General features: G+C 61.4%; 1 protein-coding gene and 1 pseudogene. Both read left to right on the top strand.

The features are described 5' to 3' along the window. A partial coding sequence (locus AC07RZ_RS16385) for a YadA family autotransporter adhesin (RefSeq protein ID WP_494668708.1) occupies positions 1-3,243 on the top strand: 3,243 nt, incomplete at its 5' end. Positions 3,244-3,298: 55 nt separating this feature from the next. Then, positions 3,299-5,879, top strand: a pseudogene (locus AC07RZ_RS16380) (ESPR-type extended signal peptide-containing protein); the annotation flags it as partial.

Raw genomic sequence — 5,879 nt, 5'->3', positions numbered from 1 at the left:
ACTTCGACCGGCCTGAGCACGACCAACAGCAATGTCGCATCGTTGTCGACCTCGACTTCGACCGGCCTGAGTACGACCAACAGCAACGTGAGCTCGCTGTCGACTTCCGCTTCCACAGGCATCGCTTCGTTGTCGACCTCGACTTCGACCGGCTTGAGCACCACCAACAGCAGCGTCTCGTCGTTGTCGACCTCGACTTCGACCGGCCTGAGCACAACCAACAGCAGTGTCACTTCGTTGTCGACCTCGACCTCCACCGGCCTGAGCACAGCCAACAGCAACGTGGATTCCTTGTCGACCTCAACGTCGACAGGCATCGCTTCGCTGTCGACCTCGACTTCGACCGGCCTGAGCACGACCAACAGCAGCGTGACGTCGCTGTCGATATCCACCTCGACCGGCCTGAGCACCACCAACAGCAATGTCGCATCGCTGTCGACATCGACCTCCACCGGCCTGAGCACCACAAACAGCAATGTGAGCTCGCTGTCCACTTCGACTTCGACGGGCATCGCTTCACTGTCGACTTCGACTTCGACCGGCCTGAGCAGCACCAACAGCAGCGTGACGTCGCTGTCGACTTCCACCTCGACCGGTTTGAGCACCACCAACAGCAGTGTCACGTCGTTGTCGACTTCAACTTCGACCGGCCTGAGCACTGCCAACAGCAATGTGAGTTCGCTATCGACCTCGACTTCGACCGGCATCGCTTCACTGTCGACCTCGACTTCGACCGGCCTGAGCACCACCAACAGCAGCGTCTCGTCGTTGTCGACCTCGACTTCGACCGGCCTGAGCACGACCAACAGTAATGTGAGCTCGCTGTCGACCTCGACTTCCACTGGTCTGAGCACTGCCAACAGTAACGTGGATTCCTTGTCGACCTCGACGTCTACCGGTATCGCCTCACTGTCGACCTCGACTTCGACCGGCCTGAGCACCACCAACAGCAGCGTGACTTCGCTGTCGACGTCAACTTCGACCGGCCTGAGCACGACCAACAGCAATGTCGCATCGTTGTCGACCTCGACTTCGACCGGCCTGAGTACGACCAACAGCAACGTGAGCTCGCTGTCGACTTCCGCTTCCACAGGCATCGCTTCGTTGTCGACCTCGACTTCGACCGGCTTGAGCACCACCAACAGCAGCGTCTCGTCGTTGTCGACCTCGACTTCGACCGGCCTGAGCACAACCAACAGCAGTGTCACTTCGTTGTCGACCTCGACCTCCACCGGCCTGAGCACGACAAACAGCAACGTGGATTCCTTGTCGACCTCAACGTCGACAGGCATCGCTTCGCTGTCGACCTCGACTTCGACCGGCCTGAGCACGGCCAACAGCAGCGTGACTTCGCTGTCGACCTCGACTTCGACCGGCCTGAGCACGACCAACAGCAATGTCGCATCGCTGTCGACCTCGACCTCCACCGGCCTGAGCACCACGAACAGCAATGTGAGCTCGCTGTCCACTTCGACTTCGACCGGCATCGCTTCGCTGTCGACATCCACCTCGACCGGCCTGAGCACAACCAACAGCAGCGTGACTTCGCTGTCGACATCCACCTCGACCGGCCTGAGCACCACCAACAGCAACGTGAGTTCGCTGTCGACTTCAACTTCGACCGGCCTGAGCACCACCAACAGCAACGTGAGTTCGCTGTCGACCTCAACCTCGACGGGAATTGCTTCCTTGTCGACTTCAGCCTCGACCGGCCTGAGCACCACCAACAGCAATGTCGTTTCGCTGTCGACCTCGACTTCCACCGGATTGAGCACGGTGAACAGCAATGTGGGTTCGCTGTCGACCGGCCTCTCCAACCTGCAGACATCGGGCGTTGCCAACTACTTCAAGGCAGACGGCAAGCAGGATGGCCTGGATGATGCGAAAGTAAGCGCCGGTTCGAATTCTGTGGCCATCGGCGCGAATTCGATCAACCAGTCGGTGGTTGGCACGGACCGGTCTAATGTGGTGTCGGTCGGTTCCTTCGGTAAAGAGCGGCAGATCATCAACGTCGCAGCCGGTACGGAAAACACCGATGCGGTCAACGTCAGCCAGCTCAATTCGCTGTCGACCTCGACCTCGGCCGGCCTCGGTTCGCTGTCGACCAGCCTGAGCACCACCAACAGCAATGTCGGTTCGCTGTCGACCTCAACCTCGACAGCCCTGTCGACCAACACCAGCAGCATCAACTCGCTGTCGACCGGCCTGTCCAGCACTACCTCGAACATCGGCTCGCTGTCGACCGGCCTGTCGACGACGAATAGCAATGTGAGTTCGCTGTCGACGTCAACCTCGACCGGGATCGCCTCCTTGTCGACGGGTATTTCTTCCCTGTCGACCGGACTGAGCCAGGTGTCATCGCTTTCCACTGGCCTGAACAATGTCGCCAATGGCGCGACTTCGTTGTCGACCGCATTGAAACCGCTGGTCGACGGCAGCAATGCTGCCACGGCCAATGGCGGCACCGTCGGCGCGACGACCATCGGCGGCGCCAACAGCGACGGCACGGTGCGGACCCGCGGCACCAGCGGCACGGCGATCAATAATGTGAACGCCGCCACCTGCACCAGCGTCAACGGCATAGACGCCACCGGCACCGGCCTGTGTGCGCAGGCGACCAAGGATGGCGCAACGGCGATCGGCTCGAATGCCCAGGCGACCGACACCAACACCACCGCCGTCGGCTTCCGTGCGCTGGCTTCGCAAGCCGGCTCGGTGGCGATTGGCAACAATGCACGGGCGACCGGCGATCCGACGGTAGCGATCGGCCAGAACGCATTGGCGTCGGGTAATGACGCGGTGGCGACAGGCGCCGGCGCGCAAGCCACGGCGAACCGTTCGGTGGCGCTGGGTGCGTATTCGGTAGCGGACCAGGCCAACACGGTATCGGTCGGTTCCGCCGGCAACGAGCGCCGCATCACGAATGTCGCGCCAGGCGTCAACCCGACCGATGCAGTGAACGTATCGCAATTGCGCGATGTGCAAAACCAGCTGGGCGACGTCAAGCGCATTGCCTACTCCGGTATCGCCATGAGCATGGCTTTGTCGGGTGCGGTAATGCCGCCCCTGGATGCGGGCGACAAGGGGGTAGGCGTGGGTCTTGGTTCTTACCAGGGTTACGGTGCGTTGGCCTTGCAGTTCAAGGCGATCAGCAAGACCGGGCAGAGCGCATGGGGAGCCGGCGCCAGCACCACCGGCAGTGCGACAGGCTTCAGCGCTGGCTACGGCTTCAAGTGGAAATAAATCGTGCCGCTTGATCCCTTATCGCAAACCGTAGTTATTTTGTATAGAGCCAACCATGAATAAAATCTACCGCACTGTCTACAGCCAAGTCCTGGGGGCCTGGATTGCGGTCTCGGAACTTGCTGCCGCCAAGGGCAAACGATCCGGTTCCAGCCGTTCGGCGAGCGCGCCGGCTGCGGCGCAAGGCGCGGTGTGGGAAGCGCTCCTGGCGGGCGGGCTCCCGCTCAAGGCGTCGGTGCTGGCATTGACGCTGGCGCTGCCTTTGTCGGGATATGCTGCGACTATCGCCAACGGCGGCGGTTCCGGTTGCGGTCCTTCATACACGGGCCTGGACGGCACGGTGTTTACCGCACCTGGCGCTGCGACCATGTACCAGACCGATGGCAGCAACTATTATTCGATAGTTGCGGGTTGCGGCGCGAGCGGAGGCGGTTTTACCGCCGTGACACTGTTCGGGACGGGCACCCAGGTCAAAGGCAACTACGGCACGGCAATGGGCTTCATGGCACAGGCCGGGACACAAGCTACCGCTGTCGGCGTGCAAGCGACCGCTTCAGGCACCAGCAGCGTAGCGCTCGGTTTGCTGAGCCAGGCGACGCAAACCAATACTGTCGCCATCGGTTCCGGCGGCAGCACCACGGCGCCGACCATCGCCAATTCCACCCAGGCCGGGGCGGCCGGCGCGGTGGCGATCGGCGGCAATGCCACCAAAGGCGCGCAAGCGCTGGCAGCAGACGGGCTGGCCATAGGCGGCGAGTCGTCGGTGGCGACAGGGGCGACTTCGGGCGTGGCGCTGGGACGCGGCGCTACGGCGTCATACACCAACAGCGTGGCGCTCGGCGCCGGCTCGACCACCGGAGCAGCAGCACCGACCGGCGCCGGTTTCCTGACAGGCACAGCCGCACCGCTTTCCGAGGTTTCTGTCGGCTCCGCCGCTGCACTTCGGCGCATCACCAATGTCGCGGACGGTTCGGCGCAGCAGGATATAGCGACCGTGGCGCAATTGAGCACGGGGGTGGGCAGCCTGTCGACCGGCATCACCTCTCTGTCTGCTTCGGTTTCCACCGGCTTGAGCACCACCGGCAGCAATGTGAAATCGCTCTCGACTTCAACCTCGACCGGCTTAAGCACCGCCAATAGCAGTGTAGCTTCGCTGTCGACCTCGGTTTCGACCGGCATTGTTTCGCTGTCGACTTCAACCTCGACCGGCTTAAGCACCACCAATAGCAGTGTAGCTTCGCTGTCGACCTCGGCTTCGACCGGCATTGTTTCGCTGTCGACTTCGGCGTCGACTGGCTTGAGCACCACCAACAGCAGTGTCACGTCGCTGTCGACTTCGGCTTCTACCGGCATTGTCTCGCTGTCGACTTCGGCATCGACTGGCTTGAGCACCGCCAACAGCAGCGTCTCGTCGTTGTCGACTTCGGCTTCGACCGGCATTGTGTCACTGTCGACTTCGGCGTCGACTGGCTTGAGCACCGCCAACAGCAGTGTTTCGTCGTTGTCGACCTCGACATCTACCGGCATCGCTTCGCTGTCGACTTCGACATCCACCGGCCTGAGCACTGCCAACAGCAGTGTTTCGTCGTTGTCGACCTCGACTTCCACCGGCATCGCTTCGCTGTCGACTTCGACATCGACCGGCCTGAGCACTGCCAGCAGCAATGCCTCGTCGTTGTCGACTTCGACCTCCACCGGCATCGCTTCGCTGTCGACCTCGACATCGACCGGCTTGAGCACCGCCAACAGCAATGTCTCGTCGTTGTCGACTTCGACCTCCACCGGCATCGCTTCGCTGTCGACTTCGACATCTACCGGCCTGAGCACTGCCAACAGCAATGTCACGTCGTTGTCGACTTCGACCTCCACCGGCATCGCTTCGCTGTCGACCTCGACTTCGACCGGCTTGAGCACTGCCAACAGCAATGTCTCGTCGTTGTCGACCTCCGCTTCGACTGGTATAACTTCGCTGTCGACGTCGACCTCTACCGGCCTGAGTACCACTAACAGCAATGTCTCGTCGTTGTCGACGTCAACCTCGACCGGAATTGTTTCGTTGTCGACCTCCGCTTCGACCGGCTTGAGCACCACCAACAGCAGCGTCACATCGCTGTCGACTTCCACATCGACCGGCCTGAGTACCACCAACAGCAACATCACATCGCTGTCGACTTCGACGTCGACCGGCATCAGCACGGCCCAGAGCGGCGTGACATCCCTGTCCACCGGCTTGAGCACAACGGTTGCTTCGCTGTCGACCGGCATCACGACCGCCGGCCTTACCGTTACCGGCGCGACCACCACCAATGGCATAGACAATAGCGGTCAGAAAATTACTAACCTGGCTGCAGGTACAGCCAGCACCGACGCTGTGAATGTCAGCCAGCTGAATTCGCTGTCGACCATCACATCAAGCGGTTTGAGTACGGCCAACAGCAATGTCTCGTCGTTGTCGACCTCGACATCCACCGGCATCGCTTCGCTGTCGACCTCGACATCTACCGGCTTGAGCACGGCCAACAGCAGCGTGACGTCGCTGTCGACTTCAACTTCCACCGGTTTGAGCACGGCCAACAGCAGCGTGACGTCGCTGTCGACTTCCACCTCGACCGGCCTGAGCACCACCAACAGCAGTA

The sequence above is a fragment of the Collimonas sp. GW821-FHT07E08 genome (assembly GCF_059418905.1).
This window is presented reverse-complemented; position numbering and strand designations above follow the sequence as displayed.